Annotated in this window: 25 protein-coding genes; 10 read left to right on the top strand and 15 right to left on the bottom strand. The window is 59.1% G+C overall.

Annotated elements, in window-relative coordinates; translation table 11 throughout:
- Positions 1–63: 63 nt before the first annotated feature.
- Positions 64–1,122 (bottom strand): GGDEF domain-containing protein, encoded by a 1,059-nt coding sequence (locus ACSFE6_RS10155; RefSeq protein WP_435427473.1) that lies wholly within the window; start codon positions 1,120–1,122, stop codon positions 64–66.
- A gap of 152 nt (positions 1,123–1,274) precedes the next feature.
- Between ACSFE6_RS10155 and ACSFE6_RS10150 the strand changes: the two genes are divergently transcribed.
- Both ACSFE6_RS10150 and ACSFE6_RS10145 read left to right on the top strand, forming a co-directional pair.
- On the top strand, positions 1,275–1,451 hold the full coding sequence (locus tag ACSFE6_RS10150) for a hypothetical protein (RefSeq protein WP_435427472.1): 177 nt from the start codon (positions 1,275–1,277) through the stop codon (positions 1,449–1,451).
- 54 nt (positions 1,452–1,505) lie between these two features.
- Positions 1,506–1,679 carry a hypothetical protein gene (locus ACSFE6_RS10145; protein WP_435427471.1) on the top strand — a complete coding sequence of 58 codons (174 nt, stop codon included), beginning with the start codon at positions 1,506–1,508 and terminating at the stop codon, positions 1,677–1,679.
- 81 nt (positions 1,680–1,760) lie between these two features.
- On the opposite strand, the gene ACSFE6_RS10140 is transcribed toward ACSFE6_RS10145, so the two are convergent.
- Both ACSFE6_RS10140 and ACSFE6_RS10135 read right to left on the bottom strand, forming a co-directional pair.
- Entirely contained in the window at positions 1,761–1,958 is a 198-nt protein-coding gene (locus ACSFE6_RS10140) for a YbdD/YjiX family protein (RefSeq protein ID WP_008051268.1), read from the bottom strand.
- 15 nt (positions 1,959–1,973) lie between these two features.
- On the bottom strand, positions 1,974–4,031 hold the full coding sequence (locus tag ACSFE6_RS10135) for a carbon starvation CstA family protein (protein WP_435427470.1): 2,058 nt from the start codon (positions 4,029–4,031) through the stop codon (positions 1,974–1,976).
- A 306-nt stretch (positions 4,032–4,337) separates the two neighbouring features.
- On the opposite strand from ACSFE6_RS10135, the gene ACSFE6_RS10130 reads away from it, so the two are divergent.
- The 3 genes from ACSFE6_RS10130 to ACSFE6_RS10120 all read left to right on the top strand — a co-directional run bounded on the left by ACSFE6_RS10130 (position 4,338) and on the right by ACSFE6_RS10120 (position 7,012).
- The gene (locus ACSFE6_RS10130; RefSeq protein ID WP_435427469.1) at positions 4,338–5,711 is read left to right on the top strand and encodes a cache domain-containing protein; all 1,374 of its coding nucleotides are present in this window, start codon (positions 4,338–4,340) and stop codon (positions 5,709–5,711) included.
- A 33-nt stretch (positions 5,712–5,744) separates the two neighbouring features.
- Positions 5,745–6,377, top strand: a complete 633-nt coding sequence (locus ACSFE6_RS10125; protein WP_435427468.1) for a response regulator — start codon at positions 5,745–5,747, stop codon at positions 6,375–6,377.
- A gap of 230 nt (positions 6,378–6,607) precedes the next feature.
- Entirely contained in the window at positions 6,608–7,012 is a 405-nt protein-coding gene (locus tag ACSFE6_RS10120) for a hypothetical protein (RefSeq protein ID WP_435427467.1), read from the top strand.
- An 80-nt stretch (positions 7,013–7,092) separates the two neighbouring features.
- Here ACSFE6_RS10120 and ACSFE6_RS10115 read toward each other — a convergent pair whose 3' ends face one another.
- From ACSFE6_RS10115 to ACSFE6_RS10095, 5 genes are all read right to left on the bottom strand, one after another.
- Positions 7,093–8,112 (bottom strand): ABC transporter substrate-binding protein, encoded by a 1,020-nt coding sequence (locus tag ACSFE6_RS10115; RefSeq protein ID WP_435427466.1) that lies wholly within the window; start codon positions 8,110–8,112, stop codon positions 7,093–7,095.
- A 339-nt stretch (positions 8,113–8,451) separates the two neighbouring features.
- On the bottom strand, positions 8,452–9,798 hold the full coding sequence (locus ACSFE6_RS10110; RefSeq protein WP_435427465.1) for a glutamine synthetase family protein: 1,347 nt from the start codon (positions 9,796–9,798) through the stop codon (positions 8,452–8,454).
- Between the two features lie 23 nt (positions 9,799–9,821).
- Entirely contained in the window at positions 9,822–10,376 is a 555-nt protein-coding gene (locus ACSFE6_RS10105) for a helix-turn-helix domain-containing protein (RefSeq protein ID WP_435427464.1), read from the bottom strand.
- A gap of 25 nt (positions 10,377–10,401) precedes the next feature.
- Positions 10,402–11,691: an NAD(P)/FAD-dependent oxidoreductase gene (locus ACSFE6_RS10100; protein ID WP_435427463.1), complete on the bottom strand. Its 1,290-nt coding sequence runs from the start codon at positions 11,689–11,691 to the stop codon at positions 10,402–10,404.
- A gap of 318 nt (positions 11,692–12,009) precedes the next feature.
- Entirely contained in the window at positions 12,010–13,212 is a 1,203-nt protein-coding gene (locus ACSFE6_RS10095; RefSeq protein WP_435427462.1) for an NAD(P)/FAD-dependent oxidoreductase, read from the bottom strand.
- Between the two features lie 289 nt (positions 13,213–13,501).
- Here ACSFE6_RS10095 and ACSFE6_RS10090 point away from each other — a divergent pair, with 289 nt between their 5' ends.
- Positions 13,502–14,071, top strand: coding sequence for an RrF2 family transcriptional regulator (locus tag ACSFE6_RS10090; RefSeq protein WP_435427461.1), 570 nt, complete (start codon positions 13,502–13,504; stop codon positions 14,069–14,071).
- Positions 14,072–14,074: 3 nt separating this feature from the next.
- Here the strand turns inward: ACSFE6_RS10090 and ACSFE6_RS10085 are convergent, their stop codons facing one another.
- Positions 14,075–14,416, bottom strand: coding sequence for a hypothetical protein (locus ACSFE6_RS10085; protein WP_435427460.1), 342 nt, complete (start codon positions 14,414–14,416; stop codon positions 14,075–14,077).
- Between the two features lie 231 nt (positions 14,417–14,647).
- Between ACSFE6_RS10085 and ACSFE6_RS10080 the strand changes: the two genes are divergently transcribed.
- Positions 14,648–14,887 (top strand): hypothetical protein, encoded by a 240-nt coding sequence (locus ACSFE6_RS10080; RefSeq protein WP_435427459.1) that lies wholly within the window; start codon positions 14,648–14,650, stop codon positions 14,885–14,887.
- Between the two features lie 13 nt (positions 14,888–14,900).
- Positions 14,901–15,254, top strand: coding sequence for an osmotically-inducible lipoprotein OsmE (gene osmE / locus ACSFE6_RS10075; protein ID WP_435427458.1), 354 nt, complete (start codon positions 14,901–14,903; stop codon positions 15,252–15,254).
- 116 nt (positions 15,255–15,370) lie between these two features.
- Here osmE and ACSFE6_RS10070 read toward each other — a convergent pair whose 3' ends face one another.
- Entirely contained in the window at positions 15,371–15,562 is a 192-nt protein-coding gene (locus ACSFE6_RS10070; protein WP_435427457.1) for an SPOR domain-containing protein, read from the bottom strand.
- On the opposite strand from ACSFE6_RS10070, the gene ACSFE6_RS10065 reads away from it, so the two are divergent.
- Positions 15,561–15,689, top strand: coding sequence for a hypothetical protein (locus ACSFE6_RS10065; RefSeq protein ID WP_435427456.1), 129 nt, complete (start codon positions 15,561–15,563; stop codon positions 15,687–15,689). The genes ACSFE6_RS10070 and ACSFE6_RS10065 overlap by 2 nt on opposite strands.
- Positions 15,690–15,781: 92 nt before the next feature.
- A complete protein-coding gene (locus tag ACSFE6_RS10060; RefSeq protein WP_435427455.1) occupies positions 15,782–16,144 on the top strand; it encodes an NUDIX hydrolase in 363 nt (120 codons plus the stop codon).
- Between the two features lie 49 nt (positions 16,145–16,193).
- Here ACSFE6_RS10060 and ACSFE6_RS10055 read toward each other — a convergent pair whose 3' ends face one another.
- From ACSFE6_RS10055 to ACSFE6_RS10035, 5 genes are all read right to left on the bottom strand, one after another.
- Complete coding sequence (locus tag ACSFE6_RS10055; protein WP_435427454.1) at positions 16,194–16,967, bottom strand: 1,6-dihydroxycyclohexa-2,4-diene-1-carboxylate dehydrogenase; 774 nt, start codon at positions 16,965–16,967, stop codon at positions 16,194–16,196.
- Between the two features lie 143 nt (positions 16,968–17,110).
- Positions 17,111–18,124: a benzoate 1,2-dioxygenase electron transfer component BenC gene (gene benC, locus ACSFE6_RS10050; RefSeq protein WP_435427453.1), complete on the bottom strand. Its 1,014-nt coding sequence runs from the start codon at positions 18,122–18,124 to the stop codon at positions 17,111–17,113.
- A 10-nt stretch (positions 18,125–18,134) separates the two neighbouring features.
- Entirely contained in the window at positions 18,135–18,623 is a 489-nt protein-coding gene (gene benB, locus ACSFE6_RS10045; RefSeq protein ID WP_435427452.1) for a benzoate 1,2-dioxygenase small subunit, read from the bottom strand.
- The gene (gene benA, locus ACSFE6_RS10040; protein WP_435427451.1) at positions 18,620–19,984 is read right to left on the bottom strand and encodes a benzoate 1,2-dioxygenase large subunit; all 1,365 of its coding nucleotides are present in this window, start codon (positions 19,982–19,984) and stop codon (positions 18,620–18,622) included. The genes benB and benA overlap by 4 nt, the downstream gene beginning before the upstream one ends.
- A 200-nt stretch (positions 19,985–20,184) precedes the next feature.
- The gene (locus ACSFE6_RS10035; protein ID WP_435427450.1) at positions 20,185–21,144 is read right to left on the bottom strand and encodes an AraC family transcriptional regulator; all 960 of its coding nucleotides are present in this window, start codon (positions 21,142–21,144) and stop codon (positions 20,185–20,187) included.
- Between the last annotated feature and the right edge of the window lie 143 nt (positions 21,145–21,287).

The raw sequence follows: 21,287 nt of genomic DNA, 5'->3' as shown, positions 1-21,287 counted from the left end.
TCAACGCCGATGTTGGTTGACATACTGCTTTCGCGAGCAGGCTCGCTCCCACAGGGGGGCAGATCAGGCCGGGGCTTTGTGCATGGCATGAACACGATTGCGCCCATTGCGCTTGGCCTGATACAAGCCGTCATCAGCACGGGTCAGCAAGCTTTCCATGTCATCGCCCGCCTCCACAAAGGCTACGCCGAAGGACGCGGTGATGGTGTCGAGTACGGTGTCTGTCCCCCGCGCTTTGATTCGCAGCGACTGCACCTTCAAACGCAATTGCTCGGCAAAGGCACAGGCGCTGTCGAGGTCGGCGCAGTCTTCGAGCACCACGCAAAACTCCTCACCTCCGTAACGCCCTGCAAACGCATTCGCCACCAGAGCACCGCGTAATACCTGACCAACATGCTGCAGCACCCGGTCGCCCAATAGGTGGCCATATTGATCGTTGAATTGCTTGAAGTGATCGATATCCAGCATCACCAGCGCTATGCTTCGCGTGCCCTTGGCCAATGCTTTTTCCAGCCGGCGGGTGAAGGCTGTCCGATTGAGCAGCTCGGTCAAACCATCCAGGGTCGCGGCCTGTTGCGCGCGTTCCAGTTTGTCCCGCAGGGTCTTGATCTCGTTTTGCGCCGATTGCAACTGCGCGAGGAAGTGCTCCTGCTGACTTTGCATCAGCCGGGTGCTCTGCTGCAGCTCGCTCAGGATGCCCGGCAACCGCTCGCTGACCGGTTCCTCCAGCATTTCCAGGCACCGCCCGAGACGGTTCTGGAAATTGACACTGCCCTGCACACTGCGCGAAACATCGCGCTCCATGCCATCGACCAGATTGACGACCTGCTGCTGCTCGGCGCGGGCATCTTCGAGCTCGTCACGAATGATGTACTCGCGAAAAAGCCTTGTCGCTGACTCTGGCGGGCAACCGTCGAAGTCCCTGACTACACGATCCAGATGGCGATTGAGCTCCGGGTCCTGACCCTTGCTGTAGGTGTACCACAGTGCGTAATGCACCGGATTGGGCGGGATATTGTGGCGAACCATCAGGGGTACGGCTTGCTTGAGCAGCGCCGCCGCCTCGCGGGAGTCTTCCGGATAAAGCGCTAGGACATTCGCACGCGAGTCTGATGGGCTCATGGATTCACTGTGGTTGTTAATCATTGGCATTTGTGAACGCCAAGAGCATACCGATACGCATGGCAAACGGCTATCCCAGCGGATTGCAAAACGGGGATTTCAATAGGGATTTTTGCGGGTCGTGCTGACGCAGCTCAAGGGACGCCGTGAAAATGAGTCGCATGGTCGCAAAGCCAAATGCCCGGAAACCTTCCGACGATCGTCAAGATGATGGGAAACCCGCCGATAAAGATGAAGCAAAGCCTGGTCCATGGATCCGCGCGCCGAAGCGGCTTGCGGATTCAACACTCGGCATTGTCATGAAAGGATACGATGATCAGAATTGCTGACTGCTGGAGGGATGCCGGCGCTCATGAAGAAAGTTTGCCGCGAGAGGAAACGCCATGCTCCTGAAAGTCCTGATTGGCTGGCTGCTGCTGGCAATCGCCGTCGCCGCGATCCTCTGCCGGCTGATACACAAGGCCAAGGTGGCTGATCAAGCCATGCGGATACCAGGCCGGGAGCTTCCGCCCGGCAACCGCAAGGCCGATGTTCAGCGCTCGCAAGGTGACTATTAACGGTATCGAACGATTCGAATGCATAGCGGCATTACCGTTTCATAAAAAAACCCGGCCTTTGAGCCGGGTTTTTCTATTCACTCAACAACACTTCGGCCCCGCCTTGCTGCCGTAACGGGCTTCCTGGCGTTCGCGGAAGAACGCCTCGTAGTCCATCACCGGCTTGTCCGGGTGCTTGCTCTGCATGTGCTCGACGTAGTTGTCGTAGTCGGGCATGCCGACCATCAGGCGCGCGGCCTGACCAAGGTATTTTCCGAGGCGACTGAGGTCATTGAACATGCGGCAAATCCTCGATCAGTTCTGCGGCAATGCCTGGTAAGGCGCTTCTTTATCCGTGCGTTCCTTGGTGCCCCAGGCGGCGACGCCGACCTTGAGCGCGAAGAACAGGATGCTGAACACCACGAACAGGAACAGCGCAGTCAGCGTCGCGTTGGTGTACGCGTTGAAGATCACGTGTTGCATCTGATCGATGTTCTTCGCCGGGGCCAGCACCTGACCGTTGGCCAGGGCATCGCTGTACTTTTTCGCCAGGGACAGGAAGCCGATCGCCGGGTTGGCGTCGAACAGCTTGATGAAGCCGGCGGTGGTGGTGCAGATCAGCAGCCAGACCGCCGGCAGCAAGGTCACCCACACGTAACGCTGGCGCTTCATCTTGATCAGCACCACGGTGCCGAGCATCAGGGCGATACCGGCCAGCATCTGGTTGGAGATGCCGAACAGCGGCCACAAGGTGTTGATACCGCCCAATGGATCGATCACGCCCTGGTACAGCAGGTAACCCCACATGGCCACGCAACCGGCGGTGGCGATCAGGTTGGCGGTCCAGGATTCGGTGCGTTTCAGCGCGGGCACGAAGGAACCGAGCAAGTCCTGCAGCATGAAGCGCCCGGCACGGGTACCGGCGTCGACCGCGGTCAGGATGAACAGCGCTTCGAACAGGATCGCGAAGTGGTACCAGAACGCCATGGTGTTTTCACCCGGCAATACGTGGTGCAGGATCTGCGCGATACCCACCGCAAGAGTCGGCGCACCGCCGGCACGGGCCAGGATGGTGGTTTCACCGATGTCGTGGGCCACCGCTTGCAGCGCCTCAGGCGTGATTGCAAAGCCCCAACTGCTGACGGTTTGCGCGACGGCAACGGCATCGGCACCGACTACGGCGGCCGGGCTGTTCATGGCGAAGTACACGCCCGGATCGATCACCGAGGCAGCGACCATGGCCATGATCGCCACGAAGGATTCCATCAACATGCCGCCGTAACCGATGTAACGGGCATGGCCTTCGCTGGCCAGCAACTTCGGCGTGGTGCCGGAGGCGATCAGCGCGTGGAAACCGGACACCGCGCCACAGGCGATGGTGATGAACAGGAATGGGAACAGACCGCCCTTCCATACCGGGCCGGTGCCGTCGATGAACTGGGTCAGCGCTGGCATTTTCAGCTCGGGCATGGTCACCAGAATGCCGATGGCCAGGGCGACGATGGTGCCGATCTTCAGGAAAGTCGACAGGTAGTCACGGGGTGCGAGGATCAGCCACACCGGCAGTACCGCCGCGACAAAACCATAGCCGATCAGCATCCAGGTGATCTGCACGCCGGTGAACGTGAAGGCCTTGGCCCACACCGGATCGGCGGCAATCTGCCCGCCCAGCCAGATCGAACCCAGCAGCAGCAACACACCGATCACTGAGATCTCACCGATGCGGCCCGGGCGGATGTAGCGCATGTAAATGCCCATGAACATCGCGATCGGGATGGTCGCCATCACTGTGAACATGCCCCACGGGCTATCGGCCAGGGCCTTGACCACGATCAGCGCCAGCACCGCGAGGATGATGATCATGATCAGGAAGCAGCCGAACAGCGCGATGGTGCCGGGAATGCGGCCCATTTCTTCACGGACCATATCGCCCAGGGAGCGGCCGTTGCGGCGGGTGGACATGAACAGAACCATGAAGTCCTGAACGGCACCGGCCAGCACCACGCCGGCAATCAGCCACAGCGTTCCGGGCAGGTAACCCATTTGTGCTGCCAATACCGGGCCGACCAAAGGCCCCGCGCCGGCGATGGCCGCGAAGTGGTGACCGAAGAGTACGTGTTTGTTGGTCGGGACGTAGTCCAGACCATCGTTGTTGAGCACAGCCGGGGTCGCTCGACGGGGGTCGAGCTGCATCACTTTATTGGCGATGAACAGGCTGTAGTAACGGTAGGCAACCAGGTAGATAGCGACAGCTGCGACGACGATCCAGAGGGCGTTGATCGCTTCACCGCGGCGCAGGGCCACGACACTCAGCGCAATCGCTCCCAGGACAGCCACGGCAAACCAGGCGAGGTGTTTAGCCAGACGGGGCATAGCGTGTCTCCTGCCACAGCCAATGGACTGCGGCGGTAATTTTTATAATTGTGTCCGCTGTGCGGAGCTGGCCCAATATCCGCGCATGCCGTCCACAAATAAATCCGCGTTACTACGTACGTGATGTCTACGTAGTTCTACGTAGATACGCATCTCCCCTGTAGGAGCGAGCTTGCTCGCGAAAAAGGTACAGCCGATACCACTCGGCGCCTGGAATACCATCGCGAGCAAGCTCGCTCCTACAGGGCGTATGTTTGGCATATGATGCCGGGCCTTTGCCATCCCTCGTTCCGGCCAGGAGCACTGATGCAGCTCAAACACAAGATCGTCGCTCTGGGGATTCTGCCGCTGGTGCTGGCCATTGCCGTCATCTGCGCGCTGGTGATTTCCCTGAACCGGCAACTGGGCGATCAACAGGCGCAACTGATCGAAGACAGCATTCTGGCGAGCAAGCGCGCGGAACTGAAAAACTACGTGGAAATGGCGCAAAGCCTGATCGAGCCGCTGTACGACGACGGCCACGGTGACGCACAGGCCCAGCAAAAAGTCCTGGAAGAACTGCGCAAACTCAGTTTCGGCATCAACGGTTATTTCTTTGTCTACGACCATGAAGGTCGCAGCCTGATGCACGCGCGGCAGTCGGAGCTGGTGGGCAAATACCTGTGGGACATGAAAGACCCCCACGGCCTGCCGGTGATTCAGGCGCTGCTCAAAAGTGCGCAATCGGGCGAAGGTTATCAACGCTATGCCTGGAACAAACCCTCCTCCGGCCAGGTGACGGACAAGCTCGCCTACGTAGTCATGCTGGATCGCTGGGGCTGGATGCTCGGCACCGGCATTTACCTGGAGGACGTCGAACGCGCCACCCAGCAAGCCCGGGCCGAAGTGGCCATGGGCATCCGCAAGACCATGATGGCGATTGCCGTGGTCGCACTGGTAGCGGTGCTGTTTGTCTTCGCCACCGGCATGACCTTGAATGTCAGCGAGCATCGTTTGGCGGACAAAAAACTGCAGCGCCTGACCCAGCGCATCGTCAGCCTGCAGGAAGAAGAGCGATCACGGGTGTCTCGCGAGCTGCATGACGGGATCAGCCAGGTGTTGGTGTCGATCAAGTTTCAGTTCGAACTGGCCAGCCATGTATTGGAGAATGGCCAGGACAAGGGCCAAGAGAAGGGATTGGCCATTCTGCGCGACGCCACCGAGCGCCTGGGTGAAGCGATTGGTGAAGTGCGCAGCCTGTCACACGACCTGCGGTCATCACTGCTCGACACCCTGGGACTGCCGGCGGCCATCGGACAACTGGCCGAGGAGTTCGAGCAACGCAGCGGCCTGCGGGTGACCTACAACGACAACGAATTCGACTGCCATTTGGTCGATGGCGCAGCGGTCTCCCTGTTCCGCATCGTGCAGGAAGGCCTGACCAATATTGAACGTCATGCCCATGCGAAAAACGTCTCCATTAGCCTGCGCGGTACTGAAGACAATGTGCGCCTGACAGTGGTCGATGACGGCATTGGTTTCGACGTTGCCGAGGTCGAACGTGGCCACGCAGGCATCGGTTTGCGTAACATTCGCGAGCGCGTCGAACATTTTGGCGGCCGCTTTGACCTGACATCGATGCCGGGACACAGTGAGCTGGACGTTCTGCTGCCAATGAAATTGCCCGGCGAAAAACGCTGACGCCGTCCAAAACAACAAGAGTGAATGCCTGTGATGAACCTGCCCTCCCCGATCCGTGTTGCGTTGGTCGACGATCACTCCCTGGTCCGTGACGGCATCAAGGCCCTGCTGGCCGTGATGTCGCCCCTGGAAGTGGTGGGCGAAGCCGAAAACGGCGCCGAGGCGATAGAGATGGTCGGGCGCTGCCAGCCGGATCTGTTACTGGTCGACATCAGCCTGCGGGACATGAACGGCCTGGAGCTGACCCGCGTGCTGCGCAGCCAATACCCGTCGCTCAAGGTGCTGGTGCTGAGCATGTACGATAACTACGAGTACGTGAGTGAGTCGGTACGCTCCGGCGCCAGCGGCTATGTGTTGAAGAATGCCCCGTCGCGGGAAATCATTGCGGCCATCGAAGCCATCACCAGCGGCGGCACCTTCTACAGCGCCGAAATCGCCCAGCGGCTGATTGCCGATAAAGGCACCGACAATGAGCTGACGCCTCGCGAAAGCCAGGTGCTGTACAAAATGGCCCAAGGCTTGAACAACAAGGAAATGGCCCGGGAACTGGACATCAGTGTGCGCACGGTGGAAACCCATCGCCTGAGCATCCGTCGCAAGCTCAACATCGACAAGCCGGCGGCCCTGGTCAAATACGCCATCGATCACGGGATCATCTCCCGCTAGCGCTCTAGACCTGTGGGAGCGAGCCTGCTCGCGATGAGGGCGTGTCAGTCGACATCATCGTTGGCTGAAGGATCGCCATCGCTGGCAAGCCAGCTCCCACAGGGATTTGAGATTGGCTCACAACCATTGACTGCATCAATAGTCACCATCAACTCAATGAAGTTCTCTTAAAAATCCTGCGGCGTAACATCTGCTCCATACCAACCGATAACACCCTGGAGCACACGATCATGAAACGCCAAACCCTTCTCAGCATCGCTTTCTCGGTTTTCGCAGTTAACGCTTTTGCCGCTACCTCTGCTCAACCTGTAGTCGCCGAAGGCGGCTCGGATCGTCTGATCGAAAGTCGTGTCGCTGAAGGGGGTTCGGATCGTTTGATCCAGAATCGTGTCGCTGAAGGAGGCGCTGATCGCCTGCTGGAAAAACGCGCTGTCGCAGCTGATGGTTCGGACCACCTGCAAGGCAACCGCGTCGCCGCCGATGGCTCCGACCACCTGCAAGGCAACCGTGTCGCCGCCGATGGTTCGGATCACCTGCAAGGCAACCGCGTCGCCGCCGATGGCTCTGACCACCTGCAAGGCAACCGTGTCGCCGCCGATGGCTCGGACCATCTGCAAGGCCATACCGTCGCCTGATGACATCGCTCCACCGCATCAACAAAAACCCGGCCTGATCAGCCGGGTTTTTTCATGTTTTTTGACCCCGCGATCCCTCTTCAACTGCCCGCACCACCATGCGCTTCTTCGAAAAAGTAGTCTTTCCAACTGTCTGCCTTGTTTTTCAACACGCCCAACGCCTGCAATTTTTCGGCATAGACCGCCGTGCGCTGAGGCACCACCGTGAAGTCGATTTCGGGGTCGTTTACGATGTTCTCAACCAGCGGCAGCGGCAATTTCGATTGCTCGACGCGGATGTAGGTCTGGGCCGCGGCGGATTTGTCGGCCTTGATGATTTGCTCGGCTTCGGCCAGCGCGTTGTAGAACGCCTTGTAGGTTTTCGGGTTTTCGTCGTGGAATTTTTCAGTGGTGTACAGCACGTTGAACGTAGCCTGGCCACCCAGTACGTCGTAGGAACTCAGCACTTTATGCACGTTGGGGCTTTGCAGCGCCTGGTACTGGAAAGGCGGGCTGGAGAAATGCGAGCTGATTTCCGAACCTCCAGCGATGAGCGCTGCCGTCGCATCCGGGTGCGGCAGGCTGATCGAGATGTCGTCGAACTTTTTGTACTGGTCATTCCCGAACTGTTTGGCTGTTTCGATCTGCAGTGTGCGCGACTGGAAGCCGACACCGGCGGCCGGCACCGCAATGCGGTCCTTTTCGGTGAAGTCCTTGAGGGTCTTCACGTTCGGGTTGTTGGTCAGCAAATAGTTGGGCATCGATCCCAGCGAGGCGATGGCCTTGACGTTCTGCTTGCCTTTGGTCCGGTCCCAGACGGTCAGCATCGGCGGCACGCCCGCCGAGACCACATCCAGCGCACCCGCCAACAGCGCCTCGTTCATCGCCGTGGCACCAGAGATGCTGTTCCAGTCGACCTTGATGTCGAGGCCTTGTGCCCTGCCCTGTTTCTCGATGAGCTGCTGATCGCGCACCACATCCAGGATCAGGTAACCGATCCCGAATTGCTGGGCGATGCTGATCTTGCCTTCGGCCTGAGCCCCGGGACTGAGCAATACGCCGAATGCCGCCGCGGATGCAGCCAATAGGGTCACTGCTGAATGCTTGTATCGATTTGGCATGAAAACCTCTTGATGACGGGAAGGCGGCGGTCAAGTTGCACTGCCTTTGATCACAACAAAAGGAATAAATAATTATCCATATAGATCTTTTTTGAATATTAGATCTGACGCTCGCGTTTCCAGCGACCCTCGATGCCAAATTTCAGGCAAAAAAAATCCCGGGCAGCTGATGGACGCCCGGGACTTAAAAATGCATAAACCGTGGTGGTGAACGCGGCGCGGATATTACGGGATATTTCCCACTGTAACAAGATATTTTAGTTAACCGTTTGGTTACTAAAATTCATAACCCCTTAAATATCCAGATATTTTTTAAGGTTAACCTCGAATCGACATTAATTAGAGATACCAGCGGTATTCCCGCGCACTGATGTCGTGCATGAATGCCAAATGGTCCTGGCGCTTGTTCTCGCAATACACATCGACAAACTCCGCCCCCAAACCTTCGCGCACTGTTGCATGGCTTTGCATGGAGCGCACGGCCTCCAGCATTTCCAACGGGAAATCGATACCGCTGCTGCGGTCCTCATTAAGCGGGGCAATCGGTTCGCGAGCGTTTTCCAGGCCTTGCTCCAACCCCACCAGGATGGCCGCAAGCACCAGATAAGGGTTGGCATCCGCGCCGGACAGACGATGTTCGATGCGCAGGTTTTTCGCGTCTGATTCCGGTACGCGCAGGCAGGCGTCACGGTCTTCAAAACCCCAGCTGGCGCGTGATGCCACGTTCACCGTGCCACTCAAACGGCGCATGGCGTTGTGATTCGGGGCAAAGATCGGCATGCAATGGGGCAACACATCCAGGCAACCGGCCACGGCGTGACGCAGTGCTTGTTGCCCGTTCGCCGCCAGCAGGTTGTTGCCTGCCTTGTCGTACAGGCTCACATGCACATGCATGCCGCTGCCGGGGTGCTGCAAGTAGGGCTTGGACATGAAACTGGCGCGATAGCCGTGTTTGAGCGCCACGCCACGGGTGCTGCGGCAGAACAGCGCCGCCCAGTCGGCCGCGCGCAATCCGTCATCCAGGTGCCCGAAATTGATTTCGAACTGACCGGGACCCAACTCGGCGGTGATCACCGTGGCATCGATGCCTTGCATGCGCGCAGTCTCGACCATGTCATCGAGCACAGGCGCAAATCGCGAGAGCCGTTCGATGTGCATGTTCGGCTGATCATCGGCATCGCCGGTCAGCGGATCGCGGGCGAACTGCGGCAGGCCATCGCGCAGGTGGCTGTCGAACAGGTAGAACTCCAGTTCGAACGCCACGCCAGGGAAAATCCCTTTGCGGTTTAGCCGCTCGAGTACCTGTGCCAACACTTCACGCGGCTCGAACTCAATTGGCTTTTGCGTGCCGTCGGACGTGATCAGCATCTGCCCCAGCGGTTGTTGCTCCCAGCTCACCAACTTGAGCGTGCCGGGTACCAAGCGCCGCGGTGCATCGGGATCGCCGTCGTTGAAGCAATAATCGCCGATCTTGAACAGCCCGCCCTGAGTGCCGAGCAATACGCAGTTCTGCGGCAACTTGAGCGCGCTGCCGGCCGCGACTTTTTCCAGCATCTCGATCGGGTAACGCTTGCCGTAGAAATGCCCTGGAATGTCCAGGGAAATCAGGTCGACGAAGCGCACTTCGGGGTGACGCTGACGAAAGCTTCGTACTTCGGCCAGCAGATCAGAACACACAGCATCCATCGTTCTTTACCTTGTTGTATTTATCAGGTGTAAACCCAAAGTACGCGGGTCAATTGGTCTGAGAGGTTGCCGTAGCGGCAATGGGCATGGCTGGCCAGCTGGAAACTGTCGCCGGCGTGCAAGGTGACCGGCTCGTCGTTGTCCAGCCACAGCGTCAACTCCCCTTCCAGGACATAGCCGCCCTGCTCCGAGCTGTCATTCATGTGCCGGTCACCACTGCTGGCGCCCGGTTCCAATTGGCTTTCGAGCATGGAAAAGGACGCGCGCATTTTCGGCGAGACCAGGATGTCGGTGATCCCGTCGGCGTAATACAGGGTGCGGCGTTCGTCCGGCCGGGTCACCCAGGGCAATGCCATGGGCTTGGGCAGGCTGTAAAAATAGGTGGTTGGCACGCCCAGGGTTTCGCTGATGGCGGTCAGGTCCGCCACTGTCGGCCGGGAGATCCCGCGCTCAACCTGCGATAGAAAGCCCACAGAGCGGCCGATTCTGTCCGCCAATTCCTTCAGGGTGTATTTCTTGTGTTTGCGCAGGTCCTGGATCAGGATCGCCAGCGCTGAAATCTCTTCTTGCATGTCCATCTAATGGCTTCCAGAAATGGCCGTTTCAAATGCTGTCGCGCAGCCGGTACCAGGCCTTGCCGATGGCTTCCAGTGGTGCAGCCATGCACTTGCCGCCGGGAAAGCTGCCGTTGGTCAACCCTTGATACAGCGCCAGCTCGTCCGGCTGACCGAGGATCGCATCGGACACAGCCCGCGCCCCGGCCAGTGTCGGCAGAACGCCGTGTCCGGAATAGCCCTGCAACCAGTACAGATCACCGCGCCGGCCAATGTCGGGCGTGCGTTTGAGAGTCAGGTCGATGTGCCCGCCCCAAGCGAATTCCAGCTCGACGCCCTTGAGTTGCGGGAATACCCGCTCCAGGCACGGCCGGGTGGCGCCCGCGATGTCCTTCGGCATGCCGCCCAGGTAAGTGCAACCACCGCCGAACAGCAAGCGGTTGTCCGGCGTGCGGCGGAAATAATCGAGCACGAACTGGTTGTCGGTGACGCAGGCATTGCTTGGCAACAATGCGACGGCTTGTGCTTCGGACAATGGTGCCGTGGCCACCTGATAGGTGCCGACAGGCAATACACAACTGGAGAGCTGCGGGTCGAGCCGATCGAGGTAAGCATTGCAGGCCAGTACCAGCACATCGGCGCGAATGCGACCGCGCTCAGTGTTCACAACGTACCCGTCGCCATCCTCGCGATAATCCAGCGCCTTGCTTTGCTCATGAATCACACCACCGGCCCGCTCGAACGCCGCGGCCAGTCCCAACGCCAATTTCAATGGATTCAAATGCCCGCCTTCAGGATCGAATAGACCAGCCTGGTAACGATTGCTGGCGACCCACTCGGGCAACTGCGTGCGCTCAATGAATTGCAAACCATCGTGTCCCCACTTGTGGCTGGCTTCGTGCTGCCATTCGGTCAGCAGGCTGACCCGCCGTGGCATCACCGAGGTCCAGAGGTGGCCAGCCCGGTAGTCACAATCGAAACCATGCCGCGCAGGCAGCTCACGCAACTCCCGCGCCGCCCAGCGCATGCCGTCCCACAACCGTCGCGCACGCTCGTAACCCAGCGCAGCTTCCAACGGCGGCATGTCGCAGGACCAGCCCAGAATGGCCTGCCCGCCATTGCGCCCCGAAGCCGCCCAGGCCACCCGACTGGCTTCCAGCACAGTCACGCGCTTGCCCGCCAGGGCCAGGCGCAATGCGGTGTGTAACCCACTGAAGCCAGCGCCGATGATCAGCACTTCGGTGTCTTGCTCACCCACCAAAGGCGCACGGTTTTTCACCTGATGGACGCAGGTGTGGGCGTAGTAGCTGGCGACGTGCTGGGTGGATTGCTGAAACATGACCGGTTCCGTGAAATTTTATCGTTGTAATTTCATGAAAAAATACATGAAGAATTTCACAGTGGCAATGATTTGATGATGGGGGGATAAAGGGCAGATTTAGCTCTTACGGCAGTCCAACTGTAGGAGCGAGCATGCTCGCGAAAAACGCCAGGACAACGCTTTCATTCAAATTCAAAGCGTTATCGTTGACGTCCATCGCGAGCATGCTCGCTCCTACAGGGGATTGGGTGCCGTTGCGGCGTTCATCCAAAAAAAATCCCGCCCAGTAAACACTCGGGCGGGATCCGCTGAAATGACCAGCGTTATGGGAAAAACTTAAGCAATCGGAATCAAAGGATCCGCCGCCGCCCAGGCAACATCACGATCCGCCACCGGCGGATAAATCCACACGGTATTGATCTGCGTCTTCAGCTCCTTGCCCTCCTGCTTGGTCAGCTTGACCTGGCGATCCCAGCCTTCGGTGTAAACCGCGCCCCACGCGCCCAGGTCCAGGCAAGTGACGTATTTCGGCTGGCGATACGGCGTCGGGTCGACGCCCAGAATCTGTGCGGCCACGTTGTTACCGGCATGACGACCCAACACAATGGCGTGCTGGCAGGTCATCAGGGCGTGGTTGCCGATGTCATCGGTGGCGGCGTAAGCCACGTCGCCGGTGGCGTAGATGTCATCCTGGCCAATGACTTTCAGGTGCGCGTCAACATGCAGGCGACCGAGGTGATCGCGCTCGCCGGGGATCTGCGCGGTCAGCGAACTGGCACGCACACCGGTGGTCCAGATCACGGTCTTGGCATCGATGCGTTGCCCGTCGGACAGTGTCGCGCCGTTTTCATCGACGGCAACAACCGAAGCGTTCAGGTGCCATTTCACGCCGGTTTCGAGACTGGCTTCAGCGATTTTTTCCGCTATTTCAGGGCCCATGGAACCGCCCACCTGACTGCCGCGATCGACGATGATCACATTGATGTCCGCGCGATCGCCCAGGATGGCGCGCAGACGGCTCGGCATTTCAGTCGCCGTTTCGATCCCGGTGAAGCCACCGCCGGCCACCACGACCGTGTTGCGCGCCGGGCTTTCTGGCTGGTTGACCAGGCATTCGAGGTGATTTTCCAGGCGTACTGCCTGCTCGATCTGGTCGACATCAAACGCATATTCAGCCACGCCCGGGGTGTCTGGCAGCGCGAGGCCGCTGCCGGTGGCCAGAACGAGTTTGTCGTAGATGATGGTCTGTTTGTTGCCCGAAGCATCGATGTAGCCAACGCGTTTTTGCGCGACGTCGATGGACTCGGCGGCACCTTTGACGAACTTCACACCGACCGCTTCGAACAACTCGCCAATCGGCGCGGCCAGTTGATGGGCGTTCGGTTCGTAGAAGCGTGGGCGAATGCGCAATTCGGCCTGGGGAGCCAGCACCGTCACTTCGGTGCTGTTGTGATCATGAATATTGAACAGGCGCGTCGCACTCACCGCTGCCCACATGCCACCGAAACCCGCACCAACGACCAGGATGTGTTGTTTCATTTTTAACTCCAGTGAAGAACCAGGCATTGAATGTTGTTAGAGGATCAGGCGTGTGCTGCGAGTCTCTCGCCGCTCACTGCCGACCTGACAACGGCGACTATATTGATCGTAGTTAGTAATCGCAACGGATTTTTTCAAATGATTGCCATCGATCAAATCGATACACCCATAAACCAGCATCAACCCTTTGAAAACCTGGACTCTTTCGAAAAGCGAAAAGACAGCCGCCCTCGTTGTCCGCGCCACCGTCAGCTGATATTATTTGCGACAACATTAGTCGGAGATTGAAATGGCTCTTTACAGCGCCGGCGTCGAATACGGCCTTCACTGCCTGGCCTACCTGGTAGGCAATTGCGGCGACACCCGCGAAGCCAGCGTGCGCGACCTTGCCGAGCTGCAAGGCGTACCTCTGGACTATCTGGCGAAAATTTTCACCAAACTGGCCAAGGCCAAACTGGTGGTGGCCACCGAGGGTGTGCGTGGGGGATTCAAGTTGGCCCGACCGGCCGACGAAATCACCTTGCTGGATATCGTCAACGCCATCGACGGGCGCAAGGCTATTTTCGAGTGCCGGGAAATTCGCGGTCGTTGTGCGCTGTTTGACGGCGAAGCGCCGGACTGGGCGCTGGATGGACGCTGCTCGATCCATGGCGCGATGCTGACGGCGCAAAAGCGCATGGAAGAAGCCCTGGCCCAGCAGACCATCCTGGACATCGCCCGAAGGGTCGGACGCAAGGCCCCGGCGCAGTTCAACGCCCAGGTGGACAACTGGCTGAACGATCGCCGGGAGAAGAAAGGCACCACGAGCACCCAGACAAGCGACGATCAGCTCATCCAGGTCACCGAGGTCTCCGACTGAAGACTATATGCAGTCACGCACGGCCTGGCGCATTGCCCCGGACTTGGCCCAGGGTGGCCCCTGGTACAGCGACGCCCGACTGCCCTCCTTCGACTTCACGATGTCCAGAATTTCGTCAGCCGTGATGATGCTGGGTGCGGTGATCCGATAGCCGTTGGAAATCGAGGTTTGCGTTGTGCCGGACACTTCTTTTTGCCACGCCGGCAGCACGCACGCGGCCAGTTCCTTGGGTGGTTTTTCACTGTACTTGCTGACATTCGGCTCGCCCGGTACCAGTGACGCCGGCAACGAACAGCCCGCCAGCAACGCCAAAACCACTCCCCCCATCAACACCCGACTCTGCATGAAACGCCCTTATTCCTGAAAAATAAAATGTAGCCTGTCGCCAATCATCGGTTGTCGACATTTTCAACGACCCCCGCCCCTGCCGATAAATCGGTATGTCACTACGACAGCAGATTTTTCAGATCGCGCAAATTTCCCGACCAAAGGAAGCGGCCCAAGACCGGACGAACACATCCCCTCGCCTCGAAAATGGGTCTAAAATTTTGTAGCGCAAAGTTGCAGGAGGTCATCATGTGGCTTAACGAATCGGAACAAGAACTTCGGCGCGACCTGATCGGGCTGGCGTCGGATTTGCGCTGGTCGGCGGTCGAGCTTTTGCGAATCGCGCAACAGTTGCGTGAAGCCGGCAACGATGCCGACGCGCTAGCCGCGCAAAGGCTGTGCGATTTGTTCCAGGGCGACGAAGAACGGTTGTCGGGTTATGCCGAGGAAGTGAAGGCCAGGATCATCACCCGTAACAAGGCTCAATAGCGGACACGCTGCGATGAACAAATCTCTGGTTACGCTCGCCACCCTGCTCGCGCTGTTGTCAGGCTGCAACAGCAACTCGCAAATCTATCGGGACCAGCCATTGGTCGCCAAGGTCGAGACCGGCATGAGCAAGGAGCAGGTCCAGCAAATAGGCGGCCCTCCATCCGCGATAACCGACCGCACCGTCGAACCCGGCACCTGCTTCGATTACAAGCTGACCCAGCCAGGTCATCAGCAACCGTTCAACGTCAGCTTCGACAGCCGGGGCAAGGTCGACCACACCAGCTTCATGACCTGTGCCGAATGGAGCAATACCCAGAAAAAGGCCCGTGAGGCCCGCCCCAGCGGTGGTGGTGGCGGCTATTAGCTTTTTTGTAGGAGCGAGCTTGCTCGCGATGGTCGTTAACGATGACGCATGTTTTCTGAGTGCACGCGGCGCTCTTAAGCACATCGCGAGCAAGCTCGCTCCTACAATTGGCTGGGTCACTGACTGCGCGCCTGCCTGCTCGACCGTGACTTAAAGCCTGGAAGAGACGCCGCAAACGCCAGTGCTTCTTCCCGGCTGCCAAATGATCCCAGGCGATCACCTTTGGTGCAGACCCGCCACGGGCCATTGTTCACGCTGAGTACGTCATAACCGTTCATATGCATCTTGTTCAGCATCGGAACACTCATGGTCACCTCCTTCTCGGCAATGATTTCCAAGGCTAACGCTGCCTACCTTACACCCGCCCTGCGCCAAAAGGCCGACCAGACGTCGTTTCAGGATTTCGGCATGGGATTGCACTTTCGGGCGCTGTAATCGCTCCAAACAGGCATACCCCGGAAAATCGGGTCCGGCTCGAATATTGCACTTTTGTTACAATATGATGACAAAACGCTATCAGGTCACCCATGAAAGTACGCGCAACCGTCATTTGCGAGCAGCACCGGCACATACTCCTGGTACGCAAACCGAGGTGCCGCTGGACCTTGCCCGGCGGCAAGGTCGAGCCCGGCGAAACCGCGGCGGGCGCCGCCGTGCGCGAACTGCAGGAGGAAACCGGTCTCGACGCCGATGACATGCTGTACCTGATGGAACTGGATACAACCAGCACCCGTCATCACGTCTACGAGGCCTCGGTGATCAATCTGGATCAAGCTCGGCCCCAAAATGAAATCTTCGATTGCATTTGGTTTCCGCTGGATGCGGTGCAAAACCTGAGCGTCAGCGATACCACGCTCAAGATCGTCAGGGCCTTTCAGCGTCGCCTGTAATTTCTACGCTTTCACCGATTAGCCCGGACGGGGTGACTGACCCGTCGTGTCAGCCCTGATCGCCGCCGCCCACGGGCATGACCATACCGGTGATATAGGAAGCCTCGTCGCTGGCCAGAAACAGAATAGCGCCTGCCTGCTCATCCAGCGTGCCGTAGCGTTTCATCAAACTGCTGTCGAGGGTCTGGTCGACGATCTGCTGATACCAGACTTTTTCCTGCGCACTCTGCTCGGCACTGTTGCGCGGAATCACCCGAGGCGGCGCTTCGGTGCCGCCGGGCGCCGTGGCATTGACCCGCACACCGCGTCCGGCGGTTTCGAACGCCAGGCACGCCGTCAGTGCATTTACTCCGCCCTTCGCCGCGCCATAGGGCACCCGGTTGATACTGCGGGTGGCGATGGACGAGACATTGACGATCGCCCCACTGCCTTGCTCCAGCATGAAGGGCAACGCTGCATGGCAGCACCACAGGGTCGGAAATAGCGAGCGACGGACTTCGGCTTCGATTTGCGACGCTTCGTAATGCTCGAACGGCTTGGCCCAGATCGTGCCGCCGACGTTATTGATCAGCACGTCGAGGCGCCCGAAGCGCTCGACAGCGGTTTGCATCACCCGGCTGCATTCCTCGTACTGCTCCAGATCGGCGGTCAGCGCAAGCACCTGGCTGCTCTGCCCCAGTTGCTGCTGTACCTCGAAAACCAGCTCGGAGCGATCCACCAGAATCAGCTTCGCCCCTTCAGCCGCCATGCGCTCGGCCACGCGTCGTCCGATGCCTTGGGCGGCCCCGGTGATCAGCGCGATTTTTTCGTGAAATCTGTTCATGTGTACCTCTTAATGTCAGGCGCTATATCAACTGTGAGAGCGAGCCTGCTCGCGAAAGCGGTGTATCAGTCAATAAAGATGTTGAGGCTGATGCCCTCTTCGCGAGCAGGCTCGCTCCCACATTGGATCTTTGCTTGAACAGGTCACGCCGCGCTGGCGGCAAACTTTTCGTAGTAGAAATTCGCAGGCTTGATGCCTTGCTCGCCAATGTACTTACTGACCGCCTCTACCATCGGCGGAGGGCCGCACAGGTAGACATCGACGTCGCCATCGTTCAGATGTTTGGGCTCGATGTGCTGGGTCACGTACCCCTTGAGCGGGTGCTGGCTGTCGGGGCTGGCCACGCAGGCGCTGTACGTGAAGTTGGGGATGCGAGCGGCGAAGGCCGCCAGGCGATCCATTTCCACCAGGTCAAAATCGTTGGTCACGCCGTAGATCAAATGCAGCGGATGATCACTGCCCTGCTCGGCGATTTTTTCCAGCATTGCGGTGAACGGCGCCAGTCCGGTGCCACCGGCCAGCAGCAACAGCGGACGACGGATATCACGCAGATAAAAACTGCCCAGGGGCCCCGCCAGGCTCATGCTGTCGCCCGCCTTGGCCATGCCGGTGAGGAAGCTGCTCATCAAGCCGCCCGGCACGTTGCGAATCAGGAAACTCACTTCGCCATCGCGCTGCAACGAGCTGAACGAATAGGCGCGGGTTTGCTCGCTGCCAGGAATGCCCAGGTTCACATACTGCCCCGGCAGGAACGCCAGCTTGCTCAAGGACTCGCCCTTGATCGACAGCGCGATGGTGCTGTCGGACAGCTGGCGCACGGCGCTGATGGTCGCGTCGTAGCTGGCCTGACGGGTGCGGCAGACCTCAGAGGAAGTGGGCACGCGCACCACGCAGTCGCTCTTGGCGCGCATCTGGCAGGTCAGGACAAAACCCTTTTCTGCCTCCTCGGGGCTGAGGGCATCCTCGATGTACTCCTCGCCCAAATCGTACTGACCGGCCTCGGCAAAGCACTTGCAGGTGCCGCAGGCGCCGTCGCGGCAGTCCAGCGGAATGTTGATGCCCTGGCGATACGCGGCATCGGCCACGGTTTCGCCAGCATTGGCGTCGATGAACCGGGTGACGCCGTCTTCGAAGTTGAACGCGATGGAATGGGTCATGACGGCTGCCTCACAAGTGGTATACATCGATGACCTGGCGAACGTAGTCGTTCTTCAGGATCACTTTCTTGGCCTTGATCAACGGGTTTTCACCGCGCACGTCGAGGGTGTAGAAACTGCTGCCGAAGTAGCTGTCGACGGTCTTGTAGCGAAAGCTCAGGGTGTGCCAGTTGAAGCGCACCTTGCACAGTCCGTCGGCCTGCTCCAGCAGTTCGATGTTGCTGATGTTGTGGGAGGTGCGCGTGTCCGGAACGCTGGCGCTGGAACGCTCGGTCTTGATGCGGAAGATGCGGTCTTCCAGGCCCGTGCGGTTGCCGTACCAGATCAACGAAATTTCGCGCTGCGGGTCTTCGGTCAACTCGTCGTTGTCGTCCCAGGACGGCATCCAGAATGTTGCGTCGGGAGCGTACAGCTCCAGCCACTCGTCCCACTGGCGATCATCCAGGTAACGCGCTTCGCGGTAGAGGAAGTCGCGCACGGTATCAAAGGAAACGGTCATTGCACGTCCTCCACGGCGATCAACTTCGATTGCTCTGCGTCCAGGGCCTTGAGCATGGTCTGCTGCCAGTATTTGTGTTGCAGCACGAACAGGCCTTCATCCTCGGTGCGCACGCCGCTGAGCAGCGGGTGCAGGTCGATTTCCTTCGCCGCATCGTCGGCGCCTTCGATCCAGTGCTCGGCACCACGGGACATGTCGTTCCAGGTGGTGACGCTGCCCTGGTAGCTGGTCTGGCAGGAGCGGAACTCTTCCAGGTCATCCGGGGTGGCCATGCCGCTGACGTTGAAGAAATCTTCGTACTGGCGGATACGGCTGGAACGCGCGTGGTCGCTTTCACCCTTGGGAGCGATGCAGTAGATGGTGATTTCGGTGCGATCGACCGAGATCGGCCGGGCGATACGAATCTGCGAGCTGAACTGGTCCATCAGGTACACGTTCGGGTACAGGCACAGGTTGCGCGAGTTCTCGATCATCCAGTCGGCGCGCGCCTTGCCGAAGTCCTGGGCCAGCTCATCGCGACGTTCGTACAGCGGACGGTCTTCGGGGTTGGCCCAACGGGTCCAGAGCAACATGTGGCCTTTGTCGAACGAGTAGAAACCACCGCCCTGCTTGGCCCAGCTGCCGGCGCTCATGGTCGGGTTTTCGTCGCCCGCCTCACGCTGCTTGCGTTGGTTCTGGGTGGCGGCGTAGTTCCAGTGCACGGAGCTGACGTGATAACCGTCGGCACCGTTTTCGGCGGTGAGTTTCCAGTTGCCTTCGTAGATGTAGCTGGAAGAACCGCGCAGCACTTCCAGGCCATCGGGGGATTGGTCGACGATCATGTCGATGATCTTTGCCGACTCACCCAGATGCTCCACCAGTGGCAGCACATCGGCGTTGAGGCTGCCGAACAGGAAGCCGCGATAGGACTCGAAACGCGCCACGCGGGTCAGGTCGTGGGAGCCTTCGCAGTTGAAGCTCGACGGATAGCCGGCGTTGGCCGGATCCTTCACCTTGAGCAGCTTCCCGGAGTTGTTGAAGGTCCAGCCGTGGAACGGGCAGGTGTAGGAACTCTTGTTGCCGGACTTGTGCCGGCACAGGGTCGCGCCGCGGTGGCTGCAGGCGTTGATGAAGGCGTTGAGCACACCCTCCTTGTTGCGCGCGATGAAGATCGACTGGCGCCCCATGGTGGTGGTGTAGAAATCGTTGATGTTGGGGATCTGGCTTTCGTGAGCCAGATACAGCCAGTTGCCTTCGAAGATGTGTTTCATCTCAAGGTCGAACAGGCGTGGATCGGTGAACATCTCGCGCTTGCAGCGATAGATGCCTTGGGCAGGGTCGTCTTCAAGCAGGGAGTGAAGGTATTCGGGTCGCAGGGTCATGGCCGCCGCCTCCATTGTTATTGTTCAGGCAAGGCTCATGCTAGGACGGGGCAATGGGGCGGACTATCCGCGGGGTGCAGACCTTTATCCGTTTTGTGCAGGGAGGTGGCGCTGTGTCCGGCGCCAACAATGTTGACTGCACCGACCGCTTCGCGAGCAGGCTCGCGAAGAGGTCAGAGCAGAAAATCAATGTGACGGCTTCAATGCCGGCGTTTGAGGGTGTCGGACGGCAATTCACCGAACTGCTTGCGATAGCTGTCGGAAAACCGCCCCAAATGCAGGAAGCCGTAATCCAGGGCCACTTCAGTGACGTTGCGCACGTTGCAGGTCGGATCGCTCAGGCAGGCGTTGATCCGCTCCAGGCGTTTCTGGCGAATGTAGTTTTTCGGCGTGGTGTCGGCGTTACGTTCGAACAGGCCATACAACGAACGCACGCTCATGTGCGCCTGGCGCGCCAGTTCTTCGCTGTCGATGTCCTGCTTGAGGTTCCTGGCAATGTAATCGGCGATGGCTTCGAAGGTGGCGGTCTGCGAGCCGAGTTCGAGGCGGCTGACGTTGGTCTTCATCAGGCTGAGCATCTTGCTGACGATGATCTGCGCGTAGTGCTCCTGCACCCTGGGGATCTGCTCGGTGGCCTCGGCCTCCTGGCAAATCATGGCCAGCAGGTTGACGAAACCCTCCAGCTCATTGAGCTGATAACGGTTCTCCACAAACCGCACGCCCTGCCCCGGATAGCGCCAGCGCTGTTCGTTGCAGACGGATTCCAGCAAGGTCGTGGGGACCTTGAGGATAAATTTTTCGCAATCGTCGGAATAAGTCAGGTCGACCGGATCGTCGGGGTTGATCAGCAGTAATTCGCCAGGGGCGAAGTAATGTTCCTGGCCGTGACCGCGCCACAGGCAATTGCCGCGCAGCAGCACCTGCAGGTGATAGATGGTCTCCAGCGCGCCGGAGGTGACCCGAACACTGCCGCCGTAGCTGATACGGCACAGGTCGAGACTGGCGAACTTGCGATGGTTGAGACTGGCCAAGGGATGCCCGGCCCGGGGCATCAGGATGCAATGGTTACCGACGTGCTGATTGACGTAACCCGACACTGCGTACGGATCGGCATGGTCGAATACCGTGCTGCGCTGACTCAACAGTTGCGCTTGCATCATCGGGTCACTCTCGTTGTTGTTATGGTGTGCATCGACGCATTCTAAAGCAGTAAGTACAGCGGTGTGTCGGCGGCCTGACCTGCGGAACGTTCAGGCCCCTGTGGGAGCGAGCCTGCTCGCGAAAGCGGTGTATCAGTCAACGT

The sequence above is a fragment of the Pseudomonas baetica genome, from assembly GCF_051216495.1.
Taxonomy (GTDB): Bacteria; Pseudomonadota; Gammaproteobacteria; order Pseudomonadales; family Pseudomonadaceae; genus Aquipseudomonas; species Aquipseudomonas baetica_B.
This window is presented reverse-complemented; position numbering and strand designations above follow the sequence as displayed.

What these genes read in the sequence shown, in the direction of transcription:
- ACSFE6_RS10155 (WP_435427473.1), bottom strand. Translation starts at nt 1,122, where the DNA reads ATGAGCCCATCAGACTCGCGTGCGAATGTCCTAGCGCTTTATCCGGAA.
- ACSFE6_RS10150 (WP_435427472.1), top strand. Translation starts at nt 1,275, where the DNA reads ATGAGTCGCATGGTCGCAAAGCCAAATGCCCGGAAACCTTCCGACGAT.
- ACSFE6_RS10145 (WP_435427471.1), top strand. Translation starts at nt 1,506, where the DNA reads ATGCTCCTGAAAGTCCTGATTGGCTGGCTGCTGCTGGCAATCGCCGTC.
- ACSFE6_RS10140 (WP_008051268.1), bottom strand. Translation starts at nt 1,958, where the DNA reads ATGTTCAATGACCTCAGTCGCCTCGGAAAATACCTTGGTCAGGCCGCG.
- ACSFE6_RS10135 (WP_435427470.1), bottom strand. Translation starts at nt 4,031, where the DNA reads ATGCCCCGTCTGGCTAAACACCTCGCCTGGTTTGCCGTGGCTGTCCTG.
- ACSFE6_RS10130 (WP_435427469.1), top strand. Translation starts at nt 4,338, where the DNA reads ATGCAGCTCAAACACAAGATCGTCGCTCTGGGGATTCTGCCGCTGGTG.
- ACSFE6_RS10125 (WP_435427468.1), top strand. Translation starts at nt 5,745, where the DNA reads ATGAACCTGCCCTCCCCGATCCGTGTTGCGTTGGTCGACGATCACTCC.
- ACSFE6_RS10120 (WP_435427467.1), top strand. Translation starts at nt 6,608, where the DNA reads ATGAAACGCCAAACCCTTCTCAGCATCGCTTTCTCGGTTTTCGCAGTT.
- ACSFE6_RS10115 (WP_435427466.1), bottom strand. Translation starts at nt 8,112, where the DNA reads ATGCCAAATCGATACAAGCATTCAGCAGTGACCCTATTGGCTGCATCC.
- ACSFE6_RS10110 (WP_435427465.1), bottom strand. Translation starts at nt 9,798, where the DNA reads ATGGATGCTGTGTGTTCTGATCTGCTGGCCGAAGTACGAAGCTTTCGT.
- ACSFE6_RS10105 (WP_435427464.1), bottom strand. Translation starts at nt 10,376, where the DNA reads ATGGACATGCAAGAAGAGATTTCAGCGCTGGCGATCCTGATCCAGGAC.
- ACSFE6_RS10100 (WP_435427463.1), bottom strand. Translation starts at nt 11,691, where the DNA reads ATGTTTCAGCAATCCACCCAGCACGTCGCCAGCTACTACGCCCACACC.
- ACSFE6_RS10095 (WP_435427462.1), bottom strand. Translation starts at nt 13,212, where the DNA reads ATGAAACAACACATCCTGGTCGTTGGTGCGGGTTTCGGTGGCATGTGG.
- ACSFE6_RS10090 (WP_435427461.1), top strand. Translation starts at nt 13,502, where the DNA reads ATGGCTCTTTACAGCGCCGGCGTCGAATACGGCCTTCACTGCCTGGCC.
- ACSFE6_RS10085 (WP_435427460.1), bottom strand. Translation starts at nt 14,416, where the DNA reads ATGCAGAGTCGGGTGTTGATGGGGGGAGTGGTTTTGGCGTTGCTGGCG.
- ACSFE6_RS10080 (WP_435427459.1), top strand. Translation starts at nt 14,648, where the DNA reads ATGTGGCTTAACGAATCGGAACAAGAACTTCGGCGCGACCTGATCGGG.
- osmE (WP_435427458.1), top strand. Translation starts at nt 14,901, where the DNA reads ATGAACAAATCTCTGGTTACGCTCGCCACCCTGCTCGCGCTGTTGTCA.
- ACSFE6_RS10065 (WP_435427456.1), top strand. Translation starts at nt 15,561, where the DNA reads ATGGTCACCTCCTTCTCGGCAATGATTTCCAAGGCTAACGCTGCCTAC.
- ACSFE6_RS10070 (WP_435427457.1), bottom strand. Translation starts at nt 15,562, where the DNA reads ATGAGTGTTCCGATGCTGAACAAGATGCATATGAACGGTTATGACGTA.
- ACSFE6_RS10060 (WP_435427455.1), top strand. Translation starts at nt 15,782, where the DNA reads ATGAAAGTACGCGCAACCGTCATTTGCGAGCAGCACCGGCACATACTC.
- ACSFE6_RS10055 (WP_435427454.1), bottom strand. Translation starts at nt 16,967, where the DNA reads ATGAACAGATTTCACGAAAAAATCGCGCTGATCACCGGGGCCGCCCAA.
- benC (WP_435427453.1), bottom strand. Translation starts at nt 18,124, where the DNA reads ATGACCCATTCCATCGCGTTCAACTTCGAAGACGGCGTCACCCGGTTC.
- benB (WP_435427452.1), bottom strand. Translation starts at nt 18,623, where the DNA reads ATGACCGTTTCCTTTGATACCGTGCGCGACTTCCTCTACCGCGAAGCG.
- benA (WP_435427451.1), bottom strand. Translation starts at nt 19,984, where the DNA reads ATGACCCTGCGACCCGAATACCTTCACTCCCTGCTTGAAGACGACCCT.
- ACSFE6_RS10035 (WP_435427450.1), bottom strand. Translation starts at nt 21,144, where the DNA reads ATGATGCAAGCGCAACTGTTGAGTCAGCGCAGCACGGTATTCGACCAT.